The sequence below is a fragment of the Roseomonas aerilata DSM 19363 genome (assembly GCF_000711725.1).
GTDB lineage: Bacteria > Pseudomonadota > Alphaproteobacteria > Acetobacterales > Acetobacteraceae > Roseomonas > Roseomonas aerilata.
Genome location: NZ_JONP01000003.1, coordinates 178926 through 195371 on the forward strand (window position 1 = coordinate 178926; position 16446 = coordinate 195371).

At 72.2% G+C, this 16446-nt stretch carries 15 protein-coding genes; 6 read left to right on the forward strand and 9 right to left on the reverse strand.

Features of this window, described 5'->3' with window-relative positions; genetic code table 11:
* Positions 1-20 precede the first annotated feature (20 nt).
* The 4 genes from BO39_RS34265 to BO39_RS05155 form a co-directional block, all read right to left on the reverse strand.
* The gene (locus BO39_RS34265) at positions 21-689 is read right to left on the reverse strand and encodes an SDR family NAD(P)-dependent oxidoreductase (protein ID WP_245614972.1); all 669 of its coding nucleotides are present in this window, start codon (positions 687-689) and stop codon (positions 21-23) included.
* Positions 690-807: 118 nt separating this feature from the next.
* The gene (locus BO39_RS34270; protein ID WP_043830681.1) at positions 808-2001 is read right to left on the reverse strand and encodes a flavin-dependent monooxygenase; all 1194 of its coding nucleotides are present in this window, start codon (positions 1999-2001) and stop codon (positions 808-810) included.
* A gap of 12 nt (positions 2002-2013) precedes the next feature.
* Positions 2014-3051 (reverse strand): ring-opening amidohydrolase, encoded by a 1038-nt coding sequence (locus tag BO39_RS05150; RefSeq protein ID WP_043830683.1) that lies wholly within the window; start codon positions 3049-3051, stop codon positions 2014-2016.
* Positions 3052-3101: 50 nt separating this feature from the next.
* Positions 3102-4433, reverse strand: a complete 1332-nt coding sequence (locus BO39_RS05155; RefSeq protein WP_211257387.1) for an amidase — start codon at positions 4431-4433, stop codon at positions 3102-3104.
* Between the two features lie 209 nt (positions 4434-4642).
* Here BO39_RS05155 and BO39_RS05160 point away from each other — a divergent pair, with 209 nt between their 5' ends.
* The 3 genes from BO39_RS05160 to BO39_RS05170 all read left to right on the forward strand — a co-directional run bounded on the left by BO39_RS05160 (position 4643) and on the right by BO39_RS05170 (position 7057).
* Positions 4643-5680, forward strand: a complete 1038-nt coding sequence (locus tag BO39_RS05160; RefSeq protein WP_043830687.1) for an ABC transporter substrate-binding protein — start codon at positions 4643-4645, stop codon at positions 5678-5680.
* 254 nt (positions 5681-5934) lie between these two features.
* The gene (locus BO39_RS05165) at positions 5935-6732 is read left to right on the forward strand and encodes a DUF1194 domain-containing protein (protein ID WP_052401543.1); all 798 of its coding nucleotides are present in this window, start codon (positions 5935-5937) and stop codon (positions 6730-6732) included.
* 73 nt (positions 6733-6805) lie between these two features.
* Positions 6806-7057 carry a hypothetical protein gene (locus BO39_RS05170; RefSeq protein ID WP_043830689.1) on the forward strand — a complete coding sequence of 84 codons (252 nt, stop codon included), beginning with the start codon at positions 6806-6808 and terminating at the stop codon, positions 7055-7057.
* A gap of 10 nt (positions 7058-7067) precedes the next feature.
* Here BO39_RS05170 and BO39_RS05175 read toward each other — a convergent pair whose 3' ends face one another.
* From BO39_RS05175 to ygfZ, 4 genes are all read right to left on the reverse strand, one after another.
* Positions 7068-8042: a Bug family tripartite tricarboxylate transporter substrate binding protein gene (locus BO39_RS05175; RefSeq protein WP_043830691.1), complete on the reverse strand. Its 975-nt coding sequence runs from the start codon at positions 8040-8042 to the stop codon at positions 7068-7070.
* 27 nt (positions 8043-8069) lie between these two features.
* Entirely contained in the window at positions 8070-9041 is a 972-nt protein-coding gene (locus BO39_RS05180; protein ID WP_043830694.1) for a 2-hydroxyacid dehydrogenase, read from the reverse strand.
* A 132-nt stretch (positions 9042-9173) separates the two neighbouring features.
* Complete coding sequence (locus BO39_RS05185) at positions 9174-10343, reverse strand: acyl-CoA dehydrogenase family protein (protein ID WP_043830696.1); 1170 nt, start codon at positions 10341-10343, stop codon at positions 9174-9176.
* Between the two features lie 496 nt (positions 10344-10839).
* A complete protein-coding gene (gene ygfZ / locus BO39_RS05190) occupies positions 10840-11658 on the reverse strand; it encodes a CAF17-like 4Fe-4S cluster assembly/insertion protein YgfZ (protein WP_211257388.1) in 819 nt (272 codons plus the stop codon).
* Between the two features lie 122 nt (positions 11659-11780).
* Here ygfZ and BO39_RS05195 point away from each other — a divergent pair, with 122 nt between their 5' ends.
* From BO39_RS05195 to BO39_RS05205, 3 genes are all read left to right on the forward strand, one after another.
* Positions 11781-12686, forward strand: a complete 906-nt coding sequence (locus BO39_RS05195; protein WP_043830698.1) for a glycosyltransferase family 9 protein — start codon at positions 11781-11783, stop codon at positions 12684-12686.
* A gap of 13 nt (positions 12687-12699) precedes the next feature.
* Positions 12700-13824 carry a glycosyltransferase family 4 protein gene (locus BO39_RS05200; protein WP_052401546.1) on the forward strand — a complete coding sequence of 375 codons (1125 nt, stop codon included), beginning with the start codon at positions 12700-12702 and terminating at the stop codon, positions 13822-13824.
* A 214-nt stretch (positions 13825-14038) separates the two neighbouring features.
* Complete coding sequence (locus tag BO39_RS05205) at positions 14039-15382, forward strand: hydrolase (protein WP_043830953.1); 1344 nt, start codon at positions 14039-14041, stop codon at positions 15380-15382.
* 5 nt (positions 15383-15387) lie between these two features.
* Here BO39_RS05205 and BO39_RS05210 read toward each other — a convergent pair whose 3' ends face one another.
* Positions 15388-16446, reverse strand: coding sequence for an AbrB family transcriptional regulator (locus BO39_RS05210; RefSeq protein WP_043830700.1), 1059 nt, complete (start codon positions 16444-16446; stop codon positions 15388-15390).

Below are 16446 nucleotides of genomic sequence, written 5' to 3' on the forward strand. Positions count from 1 at the left end.
GCAGCCCGATGGTGTAACCATCAGAAGGGAATCGTCTCCCCCTTGTGATCGAGCAGCGTGCTCGTTTGCCGGGGTGCCAACCCGTCGATGATGGCGAGGAGGCGCTCGGCCGCCTGCCGCGGGGACTGCACCTCCAGCCCTGCCCTGGCGAAGGGGGCGGAGAGTCCCGTGTCCACCGTGCCCGGATGCAGCGCCACGCAGACTGCCTCCCTGCGCGTGCGGGAGAGTTCGATCGCCGCCGTGCGCACGAGCTGGTTCAGCGCTGCCTTCGAGGCACGGTAGCTGTACCAGCCGCCGAGATGATTGTCGGCGATGCTGCCCACGCGGGCCGAGAGGGTGGCGAAGACCGCCCGCCCCTCCCGTGCCAGCCGAGGCAGGAAGTGCTTCATCAGCAGCGCCGGGCCTGTGGCGTTCACGGCGAAGCTGTGCGCCATCGCCGCGGGGTCGATCGCACGAAGCGATTTCTCGGGCGAGAAGCGATCGTCGTGCAGGAAGCCGGTGGCGTCGATCACCAGGCGCAGCCCATCCCCCGCCGCGGTGGCGCAGGCGGCGATGCTCGCCTCGTCCAGCAGGTCGAGCCGGGGCGTCGTTCCTCGGCCGAGGCGCAGCACGTGGGTGCCGCGCTCCGCCAGCAGGTCCGCGAGGGCCGAGCCGATCCCGCCCGTCGCGCCGATGACGACTGCGCTCACCGCCGGCAGCCTGGCGACACGGAGCGGCCGCGCCGGGCCGCCGGCGCGTCGAGAGGGCGGGTGTTGCTCATCCGCCGGAAGATTGCGCCGCCGCGCCGTTGCGCAAGCGGCGCGCCGCTCAGGCGGCGGCGACCCGCGCGGGGAGGGCCAGCTCCTCCGGCCCCGGCACCTCGGTGTAGAGGCGGCGCAGCTCGGCGAGGAAGGGCGCGCGCCCCTTCTCCAGGGTGCCCTCCACCGGATCGGTGCCGAGGATGGTGTCGCTCGCCGCAAGGGAGAGGCGGCGCGCGAAGTCCACCCGCGGGTCGCGCCAGGCCGCGACCGCCGCCGCGTCCCCGCCGGCGTGGAGGATAGCCGCGGCGATAGTGCCGTCCTCGATCGCCTGGGTCGCACCCTGGCCGAGGGTGGGGACCATCGCCTGGGCGGCATCCCCGAGAAACAGGGCGCGCCCGCCCGCCGCGTGGCGGAGCATCGGCGCCTCCTGCGTGCGGGCCCAGTGGATGCCGTCGAGGTCCGCCTCGATGCGGCCGAGCATCCAGGAGACGGCGGGGGAGGGCGCGGCACCCTCGGGCGTGAAGAGGGCGCGCTGGTAGGCGGCGGTCCGGGCCTCCTCGGGGATGGGAACGTCGCCGCCCAGGCGGAAGGTGCCGGCGATGTAGACGGCGTTGCCCGGCACGCGGAAGGCGAGGAGGCGGTTGCTGCCCTGAAACCACTGGCCGTAGTCGTCGAAGGGGCAATCATCCGCCTCGGTGACGAGCAGCCGCCAAATGCAGAGGCCGAGATGCTCCGGCACGGGCTGCCCCGCGGTCAGGGCGCGGAGGCGGCTGTAACGGCCGTCGCCCCCGACGAGCAGGTCGAAGCCGCCCTCCCTGATCAGGGCGCCGAAGGGGGTGCGGAAGACGGGCACGAGGCGACCCGCAGCGTCCTCCTCCAGCGCCTCCAGCGCGCGGCCGTGGCGCGTCACATGGGCGACAGGAGCGCGGAGCGCCCGGTAGAGCTCCGACCAGCGGATGCGCACGCCCGGCTCCTCGGCCACCGAGAGAAGGTCGAGGTTGAGCAGCGGCGTGCCGTCCGTCAGCTCCACCAGCCAGTGGTGCCAGGGGAGGGAGGCGGCGCGGAGGGCGTCGTGGCGCGCGGGGGCGTGCAGGCGCAGCGCCTTCAGCGCGTTGGGGCCGAGATTCAGGCCGGTGCCGGCCTCCGCGTGCTCGCCCGCCGCGGCGCGCTCGAAGACGACCACGTCGTGGTGCGGGGAGCCGAGCAGCCCCTCCGCCAGGAGCGAGCCCGCGACGCCGCTGCCGATGATCCCGATGCGCATCCCGCACCCTCCTCAAGAACTGGCCGCGATAACGGCGATCAGTCCGCCCCCTGGTGGTCCCTGATGGGCCGCGCCGCCCGACACGAAGACGCGCCCGTCGCCGGCGACCGAAGCAATCACCGCGCCGAGCGCCGCCCGCAGGTGCCGCTGGGCGTCGAGGTCGGTGTCGCCGAGCATCGTGTGGCGCTGGCCGCGCACGGTTAGGCCTCGGTCCGGCTCGCCCTTCGCCAGCACGGCGCGGATGCGCGGGCGCTGGGCGGACGGCACGTCGGGATCGGCCGGGAGGCCGACGGCGCGGAAGGCGGACTGGATGGCCGCGAGGTCCAGCGCATCCGCCATCGGGCGCACGGCCATGGAGAGGCCCGGTGCCCAGCCCGGCGCGGTGCCGAGCACCACCACCTCGTCCCGCACCACCTCCACCCCGGCGGAGGCGCTGACGCGGGAGGAGAAGAGGGTGAGGTCCTTCAGTAACGCCGCCCCGCGCGCGGCTCCCGCGGGCACGTCGCCGAGGGCGAAGGCCGCGCCCATGGCACCACCCGCGACGGAGCGCAGCAACAGGCCCGGCCCGCCGGCAGGGGATTTCACCTGCACCAGTGCTACTCGGGCAGGGTCCTCGATCCCGGCATCGGCCATGGCGGCGCGGGTGGCCGCGGCGACGCGAGCGATCTGGGCGTCGTTGCCGACGTCGCCGGGCGCGACAGGCGGGCCGAAGGCGGTGCCGATGGCCAGGCCCTCCGCGCCCCCGCCCGGTTCGGCCGCGAAGACCATGAAGTGGGGCGAGAGCACACCCTCCGTCCCGCCCGAGAGCACGCAGGGGATGCGGGCGACGAGGCTCTCCGGCGCTTCCCCGGTGGCGCGGGAGAGGAGGTGCATGAGGGACTGGGTGAAGTAGCCGCGGGTGAAGTCGTTCAGCCCGCCATTGCCCTCGGTCTTGCCGATCACCGCGCGTATCGTCCTTGCCGCGAGCGCACCGGAATCAAGCAGGGCGGCGAGGGCGGAGACATCGCCCGGATGCGCCATGGAGAGGCGGTGGATGACGAGGCGCGGCAAGGCGTAGCTCCGAAAGGATGCGCGAACCCGGGCAAGTGCCGGGCCAGGGTTCAGGAGAGGGCGGGCCAGCGGTCGGCCCAGGGATGGGCCGCCTCGTATTCCGCCGCCACCGCGAGCAGCGCCGCCTCCGCCCCTGGCGCGGCAACGAGCTGGAAGCCCACCGGCAGGCCCGCCACGGGATCGCAGGGCAGGGCGATGGCGGGCAGCCCGGCCAGGTTGGCGAAATTGGTGAAGACCGCGTGGCCGCGCGGCCCTACCGGTTGGCCGTCGATGACCGGTGGGTGGGATTCGCGCGCCGGCCAGGGAAGGGCGGCCGCCGCCGGGGTGAGGATCGCGTCGCAGTTCCGCGCGAGGAACAGGCCCATGGCGCGGCGGAAACCGGCCATGGCGTCCAACGCGGCGAAGAGCGCCGGTGCCCCCGCCTCTCGTCCCGCCTTTGCCATGGCAACGAGGGCGGCGGAGGCGGGTGACGGTTCCCCGGGCAGGTTGCCCAGCAACCAGGTCAGGCCCGCGCCCGCGATGGCTGGGAAGATCGGCAGCACCGCTTCCGGATCGAAGGGGATCGGCCCCTCCTCCACCGCGTGGCCGAGCGCTTCCAGGCGCCGCGCGGCCGTGGCGACGGAGGCGGCGATGCCGGGATCGACGGGGGAGGCGCCAAAGCGCGGCAGATAGCGGATGCGAAGGCGGGGCGGGGAGGCAGGAGGATCAAGGGGCGGCAGGCCGTGAGACGCGGGGTCCTCCGGTGCCGGGCCGGTCATGGCGGCCAGCAGCAGCGCCGTGTCGGCCACCGTGCGGGCGATGGGGCCGATCACCTCCAGGTCCAGCAGGATGGCGGGCAGGCCATCTGCCCGCGGCACCCGGCTGGGCGTGGGCTTGAGGCCGACGAGGCCGGTATGGGAGGCCGGGCGGCGGATCGAGCCGCCGCCATCCGTGCCGAGGGCCAGCGGCCCCATTCCCGAGGCCACCGCCGCCGCCGCGCCGCCGCTGGAGCCGCCAGGGGTCAGGTGCGGGTCCCACGGATTGCCGGTGGGGCCGAAGAGGGCGTTGTCCGTGTAGCCCTCCAGCGTGAACTCGGGGACGTTCGTCTTGCCGAGGATGACGGCGCCGCCCGCGCGTAGCCGCGCTACGGGTAGCTCGTCCACCGCCGCAGGCTCCTCGGGCCAGGCAGGGCTGCCCCAGCGGCAGGGCAGGCCGGCGACGGGGATGTTGTCCTTCACGGTCAGCGGCACACCGTCCAGCGGGCCTGCGGGGCGGCCTTCGCGCCAGCGGGCCTCGCTCCGCGCCGCCGCGGCCAGCACGCCGGCCTCATCGAGGGCGATGACCGCGATCAGACGCGGGTTGAGCCGCGCGATCCGGTCGAGACAGGCGCGCGCGGCCTCCAAAGGGGAAAGGGCACCGGTGCGGTAGAGCCCGACCAGCGTCAGGGCCGTGAGGGCGGAGGGATCGATGGGCTTGTCTCCCGGTGATGATGGCGGGCGCCATGCAAGGACCGGGCTCGGGGGCCTGCCGGGCAGGCGGGCCCGGCACCCTTCTTGCTGAACATCCGTCCATGCGGGCGGCCCATGCCGCCCTCCTGAAGGAGGGTTTACCGATGGATCTGCATCCTTCCCGGCGCCGCTTGCTGGCCGGGGGCGCGGCGCTCGCCGGCTCGGCCCTGGCCATGCCGCATATCGCCCGCGCGCAGGCGATGTCGAAGCTCCGCTTCGCGCTCGACTGGGCGAAGCAGGGGCCGAACGCCTATGTGACCATGGGCCACGAGAAGGGCTTCTTCCGCGAGGTCGGCATCGACGCGACGGTCGATCGTGGCTTCGGCTCCGGCCGCGTGCCGACGGATATCGCGGCCGGCGCCTACGACATGGGCCAGGCCGACATCAACCCGGTCATCAAGTTCATGGCGGAGAACCCGAATTCCGGCCTCATCGTCACGGGCATCTGGGGTGACCGCTCGCTTCTCTGCGCCGTCACGCGCGCGGATGGCGGGGTGCGCGCACCGAAGGACCTGGAAGGCAAGACGCTCGCCGCGCCGGAGTCGGATGCGGGCCGCCAGCTCTTCCCTGCCTTCGCGAGAACCGCGGGCGTGGATGCCTCCAAGGTGAACTGGCTGACGGTGAGCCCGGAACTCCGCGAGCCGATGCTCGTGCAGCGCCGCGCCGATGGCGTGACGGGCGCCATCACCTCGGTCGGCATGTCGCTGAAGGCGCTCGGCCTCGACTTCCCGCAGCAGCGGATCATGTACTACCGCGACCACGGGCTCGACCTGCTGGGCACCTGCTACATGACCACCCGTGCCTTCGCGGAGCGCAACCCCGAGGTGGTGCGCAACGCCCAGCGCGCGCTGTTCCGCTCGCTGATTTACGCGAACAGGAACCGCGAGGAGAGCATCGCCATGCTCAAGAAGGTGGAGCCGCTGACGGACGTCGCGATCGAGACGGAACGGCAGGCCATCAGCATGGAGCAGCAGGTCATCTCCGACCATGTCATGGCCAACGGCCTGTCCAACCTCGATCCCGCGCGCTTCCAGAAGGCGATCGAGGCGGTGGAGAGCGCCTATGGCATGGCGCCGAAGGTGAAGGTGGCGGATATCTACACCGACAGCTTCCTGCCGCCGCTCGCCGAACGGCGCCTCTGATCCGGCCGCCTCGCGCGGGCAGGCCCGCCCGCCGCGAGGCTCCTTCCGGTGCGGCTTATCCCCTGCGTTGCGGCCAGCTGGAACCGATCTTACTTCGCCCCCGCACCATCCCCCGCCGCATCACCGAAGGGCGATAACCCTCACGAAACCGCTGGCGCCGGCAACCAACCATCGTCATGCTGCATTGCACAAAATGCCTGTGCTCGAAGCGGGCGGGAAAAGCCAGACATGGCCCTTCCTGAAGGATGGGACCGATGCAGCGTCGTCAACTTCTGCGCCTCTCCGGTACCGGGGTGCTCTGCGCCCCGATGATCCTGAGCCACGCCCGGGCCGCCTCGCCCGCCGGCGTGCCGCCCGATCGGAAGCAACAGGACCGGGAGCCCGTGGACGTGGAGCTGATCCTGGCGGTGGATGTCAGCCGCTCGATCGATGCCGAGGAGCACGAGGCGCAGATGCGCGGCTACGCGAGCGCCTTCCGGGACCAGGAGGTGATCCGCTCGATCGCCGGCGGCGGCATCGGCGCCATCGCCTGCACCCTCTTCACCTGGTCCGACGTGGACGCGCAGGACAACCTCGTGCCCTGGATGCGGATCGACGGGGAGGCCGCGGCGGAACGCTTCGCTACCGCCATCGACGCCGCGCCGCGCCGCACGGGCAGCTATACCTCCATTTCCGGCGCCATGGAGCACGCGCTGCGGCTCTACGAGGGCGGCCGCTACGAGGGCACGCGGCGCGTTCTCGACATCTCCGGCGACGGCATGAACAACGCCGGGCGCCGGCTGGAGCCGGTGCGGGCGCGGATGATCGAGGAGGGGATCGTGATGAACGGCCTGGCCGTGCTCGACCGCGCGCCGCTGCCCGGTGGCACCTCCGCGCTGGAGGACTACTACCGCGACGAGGTGATCGGCGGTCCTGGCGCCTTCCTCGTGGTGGCAGAAGGCTTCGAAGCCTTCGACCGCGCGGTGCGGCGCAAGATCTCGCGCGAAATCGCGGGCATCGAGGGGGCGACGCGCTTCGCCGGCCTCCCGCGCGTGGACCGGGTGGCCGCGTGATGCCCGGGCGGGCCGTCATGGCCTGCATCTTGCTCCTCCGTTCCCAGCCGTTCACGACGCAAGAAGGGTGCTCATGCCTCGCCTGACCGTTGTCTCCACCCGCGACTACCGCCAGCACGTGCTGCACATCGAGGAGCGCGGCAACGGCACCTGCTCGGTGGTCGTCCATCCGCCCTCCCGCCTCGGGCGGCCGCGGCAGGTGACGCCGGTGGGTGAGGGCGCGCTGCTCATCGACCTCGTCAATCAGGCCAAGGCCGAGATCGACGAGGTGATGGGGCCGAAGCCGGTGCCGCGGCGCCCGATGCTGCGCCGCCGCACCTTCTGAGGCGCTTGCCCTATTCGGGCGCGATGTTCCCCTTGCCCACGACCTCCTTCCAACGGGCGATCTCGCCGCGCTGGAAGGCGGCGAAGTCCGCGGGCGCGCTGGCGACGATCTCGAAGCCGATATCGGTCAGCCGCTTCGCGACCTCCGGCTGGCGCAGCGCCGCGGCGCAGGCGGCATGCACCTGGGTGGCCAGTGCGGGCGCCATGCCCGGCGGTGCGCCCAGCGCCTGCCAGGAATAGACGACGAAGTCCGGCAGACCGGCTTCGCCAGCGGGCGGCGTCTCCGGCAGGGTCGGGTTGCGCGTCTCCGCCGTCGTCATGATCGCCTTCACGCGGCCATCCCGGATCTGCGGCGCGATGGAGCCGAGGTTCTGGAAGGAGAACTGCACGTTCCCCGCGATGAGGTCCGTCGTGGCGGGGCCGCCGCCGGAATAGGGGGCGTGGGAGGCCTCCGTGCCCGTGCGCTGCTTGAACATCTCCGCCGTCAGGTGGTCCGAGGAGCCAACGCCGGAGCTTGAGTAGGCGGCGCGCCCGCCTCGCTCCTTCAGCCAGGCGACGAAGCCCGGCAGGTCGTTCGCCGGCACCTGCGCGGGGTTGACCACCAGCACGTTGGGCGTGCGCACGGTCTGCATCAGCCCCGTGAAGTCGCGGGTGGGGTCATAGCTGAGATTCGGGCGCAGCGCGGCGTTGATCGCCCAGGTGCTGATCGGCGCGTGCATGAGGATGCCGCCGTCGGGCGCCGAGCGGATGACGACGCGGGCGCCGATCTCGCCGGTGGCGCCGGGGCGGTTCTCCACCACCACGGGCTTGCCGGTGGCCGCCTGCACCCCCTGCGCGATCGCGCGGCCGACGATGTCGGACGAGCTGCCGGGCGCGAAGGGCACGATGATGGTGACGGGCTTGGAGGGCCAGGCCTCCTGGGCGCGCAGCAGGCCGGGTGCGGCGAGGCCCCCGGCCGCAAGGCCAAGTATCTGGCGACGGTTCATCTCTTTGTTTCCTCCACTACAGGTCTGTCAGACAGGATCGATCGGCGGCTTTCCCGAGAGCACGGCGGCGACGTTGTCGAGTGCCTTGAACCCCATGGCGTTGCGCGTCTCGACCGTGGCGCTCGCGACATGCGGGGTGAGGAAGACGTTGGGCAGCTCGGCGAAGCGGAGGTCGAAATCGGGCTCGCGCCGGAAGACGTCGAGGCCGGCGGCGAAGAGCTGGCCGGACTTCAGCGCCTCGATCAGCGCGTCCTCGTCCACCAGCGAGCCGCGGGCGGTGTTCACGAAGACGGCGCCGCGGGGCAGCCGCGCGAAGGCCTCCGCCGTCATCAGCGTGCCGGCCTCGCCGCCGGGCAGGTGGAGGGAGAGGATATCGCAGCGCGGAAGCATCTCGTTGAGGTCGGCGAAGTATTCCGCCCCCGCCTCCTGCTCGGCCGGCAGCCGGCGGCGGTTATGGTAGAGGACCGTCATGCCGAAGCCGCGCGCCCGCTGGGCCATCGCCTGGCCGATCCGCCCCATGCCAACGATGCCGAGCGTCTTCCCGCTGACCTGAAGGCCGAGATTGTCCGGAAACCCGTAGCCCTTGCGCCATCCGGCGCGCATGATCGCCTCGTACTCGTGGCCGCGGCGGCAGGCGTTCAGCAGCAGCATGAAGGCGAGGTCCGCCGTGCAATCCGTCAGCACGTCCGGCGTGTTGGTGACGACGACGCCCGCGGCCTTCACCGCCTCCGAATCCATGTGGTCGTGGCCGACGCTCGTGTTGGCGACAATCCGCAGGCTCGGCGGCAGCTTGGCCGCGTGGGCGGCGGTGATCCGCACCTTGCCGCCCGTGACCACGGCGGCCAGGCCCTTCTCCGCCACGATGCCGAGCGCCTCGTCCGCGGTCATGTCGTGGTCCGTGATGATGGCGCCAAAGCGCTGGCGGGCGCGCTCGGCCACCGCCTCGGTCACGCGCCGCGCGACGAGCACGCCGCCGGGGATGACGCCATCCCCCCTCATGGAAGTTTCGGGCAAGCCGTTTCCTCGCGTTCTGTGATCCTGGGAAGCTTATGCCCTAAGCGGCAGTTTCCATATCTACCTCTGGTGGAGTTCGTTTTTCCGGATGCCGAGTATGTCCATGCCTGTTTGACCTCAAAGAACAGGCGTGCCCGGCTCCAGACCGAGCAGGACGCGGCCAGCGGTCTCGAAACCCACGCCTTGAACCTGGAGGTGTTGCGACGCCGTATGCACGTCGCGGAAGCAGCGCTGCAGGGGACAACTGTCGTAGACCGAGGTGCCGCCGCCGATGTCGTAGGCGATTTGCACGACCCCCTTCGCAGCCTCCCCGGCCTGGGCCAAGGCCAGCCGCACCGCGGCGCGCTGCTCCAGGGTCACCGGCATACCATTTGAGGTCGCGCTGCAAGCCTCCTCGCAGGCCTCGAACAGGAAGGCCCGGGCGGCCCGTAGCTGCGCCTCGGCCCGCCCAATGGCTGCCTGAACCACGGGCCTGTCCCGTAGCAGCGCCGCACCGATCCGCGGCGTCTTCCCAGCGCTCATTTGCCTGACCGTATCCAGGGCGGCCCGCGCGATGCCAAGCGGCACCGCTGCGATCGTAGTCCCAAAGACGGTGGGCGGCGGAAGGGCATAGAGGGGGCCAGGCACCACTGGATCTTGGCCCAGTGCGATGGCATGGGACTCCGGGACGAACACGTCGGTCACTCGGTAGTCGTGGCTCCCTGTTCCCCGAAGGCCGCTGACATACCAAGTGTCGATGATCTCCACCGCGGTGGTCGGGGCGAACAGGATCCGCGTGTCGGGCGCGCCGTCCGCCTTGCGGCGGGGCGCGTCGCCGTCCATCACCACGCACCCCGAGGCGGTCCAAACGCTGTGCATGATGCCGCTGCCAAAGGGCCAGTGTCCGGTCATCCGGTAGCCGCCTGGCACAGGCACGGCCCGGCCGATGGGTCCGAGTGCTCCGGACACCAGTGACCGGTCCTCCACGAAAATCCGGCGCGCGACGGCCTCGGGCAGGAAGCCCGAGAGCCACGCGGGGGCGCCGCCGCCAATGGTCACGCACCAGCCCACCGAGCTGTCCAACCGGCTCACCGCCTCCACCACCTTGATGTAGTCCGTCAGGCTCAGCTCAAGTCCGCCGAAGGATCGAGGTAGGAGGAGCGAGAAGAAGCCAAGATCCCGTAGCTGCTCGAAAAGAGGCGCAGGCAACCGGCGCTCGCGCTCGATCTCGTCGCGCATGCCCATGATGGTTGGGCCAAGATGCCTCGCGGCCTCAATGAGCTTGGCTGCCTCCTCCCGGGTAGACATGGTCGCTCCCCTCACGGCCGCGTTCCTGCTGGGCATATGGTTCGCCCGCTACCACGCGACTGGCAAAGAAAATCCGTGACAACGGCCCGTTTGGAATCACTACGGACACCTGCCTTTCTCGCTTTCCTCTCGTTCACGCAAAGGCGGGAGCACCAGCAGTGAACCACGCCAGCCAGTGCTTGTGATTGCTTCCAGTTGATCTGGCCTGATCGGCGGTCCTGTGCTGCCGCTGTCCATCTCTGCATGAGCGGACAGGGACAGCCACAGTGGATCTCAAACTTCTGCATCTTATCGTCACGGTGATCGACGCTTGTGATCGGCAGCCAAGCTGGGAAGACGGCGCTGGCCCGTCGAGCGCAGCAATGCCTGGGTGCTGGAGAACAGACGCTTGGCACTGCGCCACGACCGGCTCGGCTTTGTCATTCAGTCGCTGCTTCAGGCCGCCTGCATAATCCTGGTTGCAGGGCGGCTCGCCCGCGAATTTTGACAACCGGCTCTAAGCGGCGGGGCTGGGCAGCCTCATCCAGGACGGCACGCGCGGGCGCAGCACCGCGCCGCCGCAGGCGAGCGCGGGGGCCCCGGCCGCCTCCAGGCGCAGCAGGGCGAGGCCCAGCCCGTCGCGGCCCGAGCGCATTTCCCCCACCGTCGCGCCATCGAGCATGACGGGGGTGTCGCGAGGCGGCACGGCGCCCTCCACCAGGACCGGAACCAGGCGGCGCTTGAGCAGGCCGCGATAGCGGGTGCGCGCCGTCAGCTCCTGGCCCATGTAGCAGCCCTTCTCCCAGGCGATGCCGCCCAGCTCGTCGAAGCCGGCCTCCAGCAGCACGGTCTTGTCGCGATCGAGGTCGAGCGCGCCCTCGGGCAGGCCGAGGAGCAGGCGGTGGCGGTCGTAGTCGGCGGGATCGCCGGCCAGGTCCGCGCCGTAGACGCGCCAGCCCGCCTCCGGCAGGCGCGGGTCGCGGCGGATGGTGGCGGCTGCCGGCGGCTCCCCGTCCCAGGCGGCGCCAACCGCGATCTCTCCCGAGCGGTCCGCCAGCGTCACCTTCGAGCGGAGGCGGAAGCGGAGGAGCTTCTCGACCAGCAGGGGCGCGTCGGCGCGTGGCAGATCGAGCAGGATGGCATCCGGCACCAGTTCCGCCGCCTCGAAGGCGAGGAAGTCCGTCAGCCACTTGCCCTGCGGCGAGAGCAGCGCCGACCAAGCCATCCCCGAGCCCAGTCCCGTCATGTCGTTGGAGACGAGTCCCTGGAGGAAGCCGATGCGGTCTGGGCCGGTGACCTCGACGAGGCCGCGATCGGGAAGGGGTGCGCTGGACATAGGGGGCAGATCGGGGGGCGGCCCGCGCGGCGCAAGCACCCTCGTCCCCGGGCGACATTTCCTCGCGCGCAACCTTCCCTCTCGCCCCAGGCACCGCGGGACGTGCTAAACCCGCCGCGCTCATGCGGATCCTCTTTGTCACCTCCACCCGGATCGGCGACGCCGTGCTCTCCACCGGCCTGCTCGACCACCTCCTGCGGACCTATCCGGGGGCGCGGATCACCGTTGCCTGCGGCCCCGTGGCCGAGGGCGTCTTCGCGCGCATGCCGGGGCGCGAGCGCACGATCGTCGTCGCCAAGCGGCGCTTCTCGATGCACTGGCCGGTTCTCTGGGCCGAGGTCGCGCGGACGGTCTGGGACCTGGTGGTGGACCTGCGCGGCTCGGCGCTCGGCTGGATGGTGCCGGCGCGGCGACGGGTGGTGATGCGCGGCGGCCGACGGCCGGGGCACCGGATCGGGCATATCGCGGCGGTGCTGCGGATCAGCCCGCCGCCGCCCCCAGTGGCGTGGTTCGCGCCCGAGGATAGCCGGCGGGCGGCGGAACTGCTGGGCGACGACCGCCCGGTCCTGGCGCTGGGACCCACGGCCAACTGGGGCGGCAAGGTCTGGCCGGCGGAGCGCTTTGTGGCGCTCGCCGGGGCCCTGACGGGAACAGGCGGCCCGCTGGAAGGCGCCCGGCCGGTGCTGCTGGGCGGGCCGGGCGAGGCGGAGCGGGTCATGGCGGCCCCCGTCGTGGCCGCGCTGCCCGGCGCGTTGAACCTCGTCGGCGGGCTCTCCCTGCCTGAGGCGGCGGCGCTGCTGGCGCGGGCGCGGCTCTTCGTGGGCAATGATTCGGGGCTGATGCACCTCTCGGCCGCGGCGGGGGCGCCGACGCTCGGCCTCTTCGGGCCGACACCGGCCGACGAGTACGGGCCGATCGGCCGCGCGGCCCGGGCGGTGGTCTCGCCCGATGACACTATGGCGGGTCTTTCGGTCGAGAGCGCGGTAGAGGCCGCCCGCGCCCTGCTGCCCACCCCGATCCCGGCGTGAGCCGGTCACCGACTTGATCCTCATCCTCACCCAGAACTTTCCGCCCGATCCCGGCGGGATCGAGGCGCTGATGGGCGGGCTTGCGCGCGCGCTGGCGGCGGGCGGGGAGAAGGTGCTGGTGCTGGCGGACCATATCCGGGGCCGGGACCTCGTGGAGCCCGACTGGCCCGCCGGGATCGTGCTGCGCCGCTTCGGCGGGCCGCGCCCGCTGCGGCGGCTGCGCAAGGGAATGGCCGCGCGGCGGTTGCTCACCCGCCTGCCCCTGCGCGCCGTGATCGCCGATAGCTGGAAAAGCCTGGAGGTGCTGCCACGCGCCCCCGTGCCGAGCCTCGTGCTCGCCCATGGATCGGAATTCCCGCCCTCGCCAAGCGCGGGGAAGCGGCGGCGGATCGAGCGGGCGTTGGCGGGGGCAGGGGCCATCGCGCCGAATTCCGCCTTCACCGAGGGGCTGCTCCGCCCCTACCTGACCCCCGCCGCGCCGCCGCCGGTGGTCGTGCACCTGCCCGTACCGCCCCAACCCGATCCCCCGGCCGAGGCGCGCGCCGTGGTGGCCGGGCTGCGCGGCGAAGGGCCGCTGCTGCTGACCGTCGCGCGGCTGGAGCCGCGCAAGGGGATCGACGCCGTGATCCGCGCCCTGCCCGCGCTGGCCGCGCGCCATCCTGGCCTGCGCTACGCCGTGGCGGGGGAGGGGACGGACCGGGCGCGGCTGGAGGGTCTCGCTCGCGAGATGGGAGTAGAGGAGCGGGTGCGCTTCGTCGGCCGTGTCGTGGACGCCGCGACGAAAGCGGCTCTCTACTCTGGGGCCGACCTATTCGCCATGCCGTCGCGGCGGGAGGGTGCCTCGGTGGAGGGCTACGGCCTCGTCTACCTGGAGGCGGCCTGGTACGGGCTGCCGTCGTTGGCAGGGCGCGACGGGGGCTCCGCCGAGGCGGTGAGGGACGGGGAGACAGGTCTCGTATGCGACGGCGCCGACCCGGCGGCGGTGGCCGAGGCGCTCGCGCGGCTGCTAGGGGACGAGGAGCTGCGCCGGCGCTTGGGCGCGGCCGCGGCGGCGCGCGTTCGGCGCGACCTCAATTGGGAGGCGGTGCTGCCGCGCTACCTCCGGCTTCTCGGGACCGGGCCGACACCGGGCCGCTAAGGCGCGCTTGGCGGCCGATCAAAGGAATGGGCCGACGACGCCCGCCTCGGGAGGGGCGGCGTCGCGGGATCCGAACTGGCCCATCCATCCGGGGTCCCGCCCCCCGGGTCTGCACAACGTTCCATGGTTGAAACGCCGATCCCCGGCATCTGTTCCAATCCGCTGCGCTGCCTAGGATAGCCGGGCAAGGATGAAGAGCGAGGAAACGCGGAAGATGAAGCACTCCCGGCGCGCGATGCTCGGGGCGATGGCCCTCGCCCCTCTCCTTCCCCGCCTCGCCCATGCCCAGGAGGCCTCCCTGCCCCCCATCCTCTTCGTGCACGGAAATGGCGACCACTCGGCGCTGTGGATGACCACTCTCTGGCGCTTCGAGAGCAATGGCTGGCCGTGGGACCGCCTGCACGCGCTCGACTTCACCGACCCGCTGGCACGAGACGACGACGCGGTGGCCCAGCCGATGCGCTCCTCCTCCGACGACGCCTGGCGGGAACTGGCAGCGGAGATCGCGGCGTTGCGGGCGCGGACGGGGGCGGCGCGGGTGGCGCTGGTGGGGAACTCGCGCGGCGGCTACCCCATCCGCAACCATGTGCAGCTGCACGGCGGCGGCGCGGAGGTCTCCCATGTCGTGACCTGTGGCACCCCGAACAACGGCATCTACGACTGGGAGGAGAATGCGGGGCGGGAGTTCAACAAGCGCTCCGCCCTGCTGCGCGCGCTGAACTCAGGGGAATCCCAGGTGGTGCCGGGCACGGCCTTCCTCGCGCTGCGCTCGGATTCGAACGACCTCTACGCCCAGCCGGACGGGCGCTATGCCGGGCGGCCCGGCGTGCCGACCGGCGTCGGGCCGGACAGCCCGGCGCTGAAGGGCGCGACCAACCTCGTCATGCCCGGGGTGGACCACCGCGAGACCGCCTATTCCGCCCGGGCCTTCCGCGAGATGTTCCGCTTCATCGGCGGCAAGGAACCGGACCGGCTCTCCGTGGTGCCGGAGGCGCGGCCGGTGCTCAACGGGCGGGTGACGGGCACGCCCGGCGGCATCCAGACGAACCGCCCCGTGGCGGGGGCTGTGGTGGAGGTCTTCCGCGTGTCGCCGGACGATGGGGAGAGGATGGGGGAGGCGGTCCACCGTCGCACCACAGGCGAGGACGGGCGCTGGGGCCCGGTGACGGTGGCGCCGGACTGGAACCTCGAGATCGTCGTCGCGGCACCGGGGCACCCGATCACCCATTCCTACCGGAACCCTTTCCCCCGCTCCTCCTTGGTGGTGAACCTGCGTCCGGCCGCGCCGCCCGCCGCCGCCGATCGCGCCGCCGCCGCCCTGGTTCGCTTCAGCCGCCCGCGCGGCTACTACGGCATCCCGCGCGATGTCGTGCTGCTGGATGGCGCCGAGCCCACCGACCTGCCGCGCGGCGTTCCTGCCGGCGCCACCGCCATCGCACGGCTGCCGGCCGAGCGGATCGGCACCGCCATCGCGGGCCTGTTCAACGAGGAACGGCTGGTCGCCCGCGCCTGGCCGCTGGCGGAGAACCGGATCACCGTCGCCGAGCTGACCTGGTAGGGGGGCTACCCCCCCGAGCGCCGCGAGAGGGCGCGCGCGAGCGGCGGGCCGAACAGCAGCACCACCAGCATCCGCGCAGTCTGCAGCGCCATGACGAAGGACATGTCCGCCCCGCTCGAGGCCCCGATGGCCGCGACGGAGTCGATGCCCCCCGGGCTCATGGCGAGATAGGCGGTCAGCGGGTCGAGCCCCAGCGCGTGGGCGAGGGCCACCGACATCAGCCCGCAGAGCGCGATCAGCACGGCGATGCAGAGAAGGATCTTCGGCAGGGCCGCCGCCGCCTGGGCCAGGACGCCCCGGGTGAAGCCGAGGCCGATCTGGAAGCCGATGGCTCCGAAGCCGATCGTGCTGAGCCAGAGCGGCACCTGGATCTGGAACACCCCCGCCGACTGGAGGGTGGCGCCCGCGATCATCGGCAGCAACATGGGCCCCGCCGGGATGCGCGAGACGCGCCCGGCCCAGGCGCCGACCAGCGCCAGCACCACCGCGGCCGCGACCGCCTCCGGCCGCGTCGGCGCGGCGGCCAGGGCAGGAGCCGCGCCGGGTGAGGCGATGGCCAGCCCGTGGGCGACGAAGACCGCCACGCCGACGACGCAGACCACCCGTAGGTACTGCATCAGCGCCACCAGCCGCACGTCGGCGCCATAGGCCTCCGCCATCACCACCATGGCCGAGGCCCCCCCGGGCGCCGTGCCCCAGATGGCCGTGGTGCCTGGCAGCACGCGCCCGACGCTGAGCACCCAGCCGAGCAGGACACTGACGACGAGCGTGCCGAGGGCCGCCGCCGCGATATAGGGCCAGTCCTCGACGAAGGAGTGGAGGATGGCAGCCGTGATGGTGGTGGAGATGAGGCACCCCACCAGCCCCTGGCTCGCGACGTAGATTCGCCGCGGCATTCGGATGGAGACGCCCACCAGGCTGAGCCCGATGGCCGCGATGAGGGCACCCAGCAGCGAGGAACCCGGCAGCCCCAGGAGCCGCCCGCCCAGGCCGAGGAGAAGCGCGAGCGCGATGAGGAGAGCCCACTGCAAAGGGGCCGGCAACTGGGCCAACCGAGCCGGCAT

Excerpts from the sequence above, each read along its gene's own strand:
- BO39_RS05165 (WP_052401543.1), top strand. The coding sequence starts at position 5,935 with ATGCAGCGTCGTCAACTTCTGCGCCTCTCCGGTACCGGGGTGCTCTGC.
- BO39_RS05160 (WP_043830687.1), top strand. The coding sequence starts at position 4,643 with ATGGATCTGCATCCTTCCCGGCGCCGCTTGCTGGCCGGGGGCGCGGCG.
- BO39_RS05185 (WP_043830696.1), bottom strand. The coding sequence starts at position 10,343 with ATGTCTACCCGGGAGGAGGCAGCCAAGCTCATTGAGGCCGCGAGGCAT.
- BO39_RS05175 (WP_043830691.1), bottom strand. The coding sequence starts at position 8,042 with ATGAACCGTCGCCAGATACTTGGCCTTGCGGCCGGGGGCCTCGCCGCA.
- BO39_RS05195 (WP_043830698.1), top strand. The coding sequence starts at position 11,781 with ATGCGGATCCTCTTTGTCACCTCCACCCGGATCGGCGACGCCGTGCTC.
- BO39_RS05205 (WP_043830953.1), top strand. The coding sequence starts at position 14,039 with ATGAAGCACTCCCGGCGCGCGATGCTCGGGGCGATGGCCCTCGCCCCT.
- BO39_RS05170 (WP_043830689.1), top strand. The coding sequence starts at position 6,806 with ATGCCTCGCCTGACCGTTGTCTCCACCCGCGACTACCGCCAGCACGTG.
- BO39_RS34270 (WP_043830681.1), bottom strand. The coding sequence starts at position 2,001 with ATGCGCATCGGGATCATCGGCAGCGGCGTCGCGGGCTCGCTCCTGGCG.
- ygfZ (WP_211257388.1), bottom strand. The coding sequence starts at position 11,658 with ATGTCCAGCGCACCCCTTCCCGATCGCGGCCTCGTCGAGGTCACCGGC.
- BO39_RS05180 (WP_043830694.1), bottom strand. The coding sequence starts at position 9,041 with ATGAGGGGGGATGGCGTCATCCCCGGCGGCGTGCTCGTCGCGCGGCGC.
- BO39_RS05210 (WP_043830700.1), bottom strand. The coding sequence starts at position 16,446 with ATGCCGGCTCGGTTGGCCCAGTTGCCGGCCCCTTTGCAGTGGGCTCTC.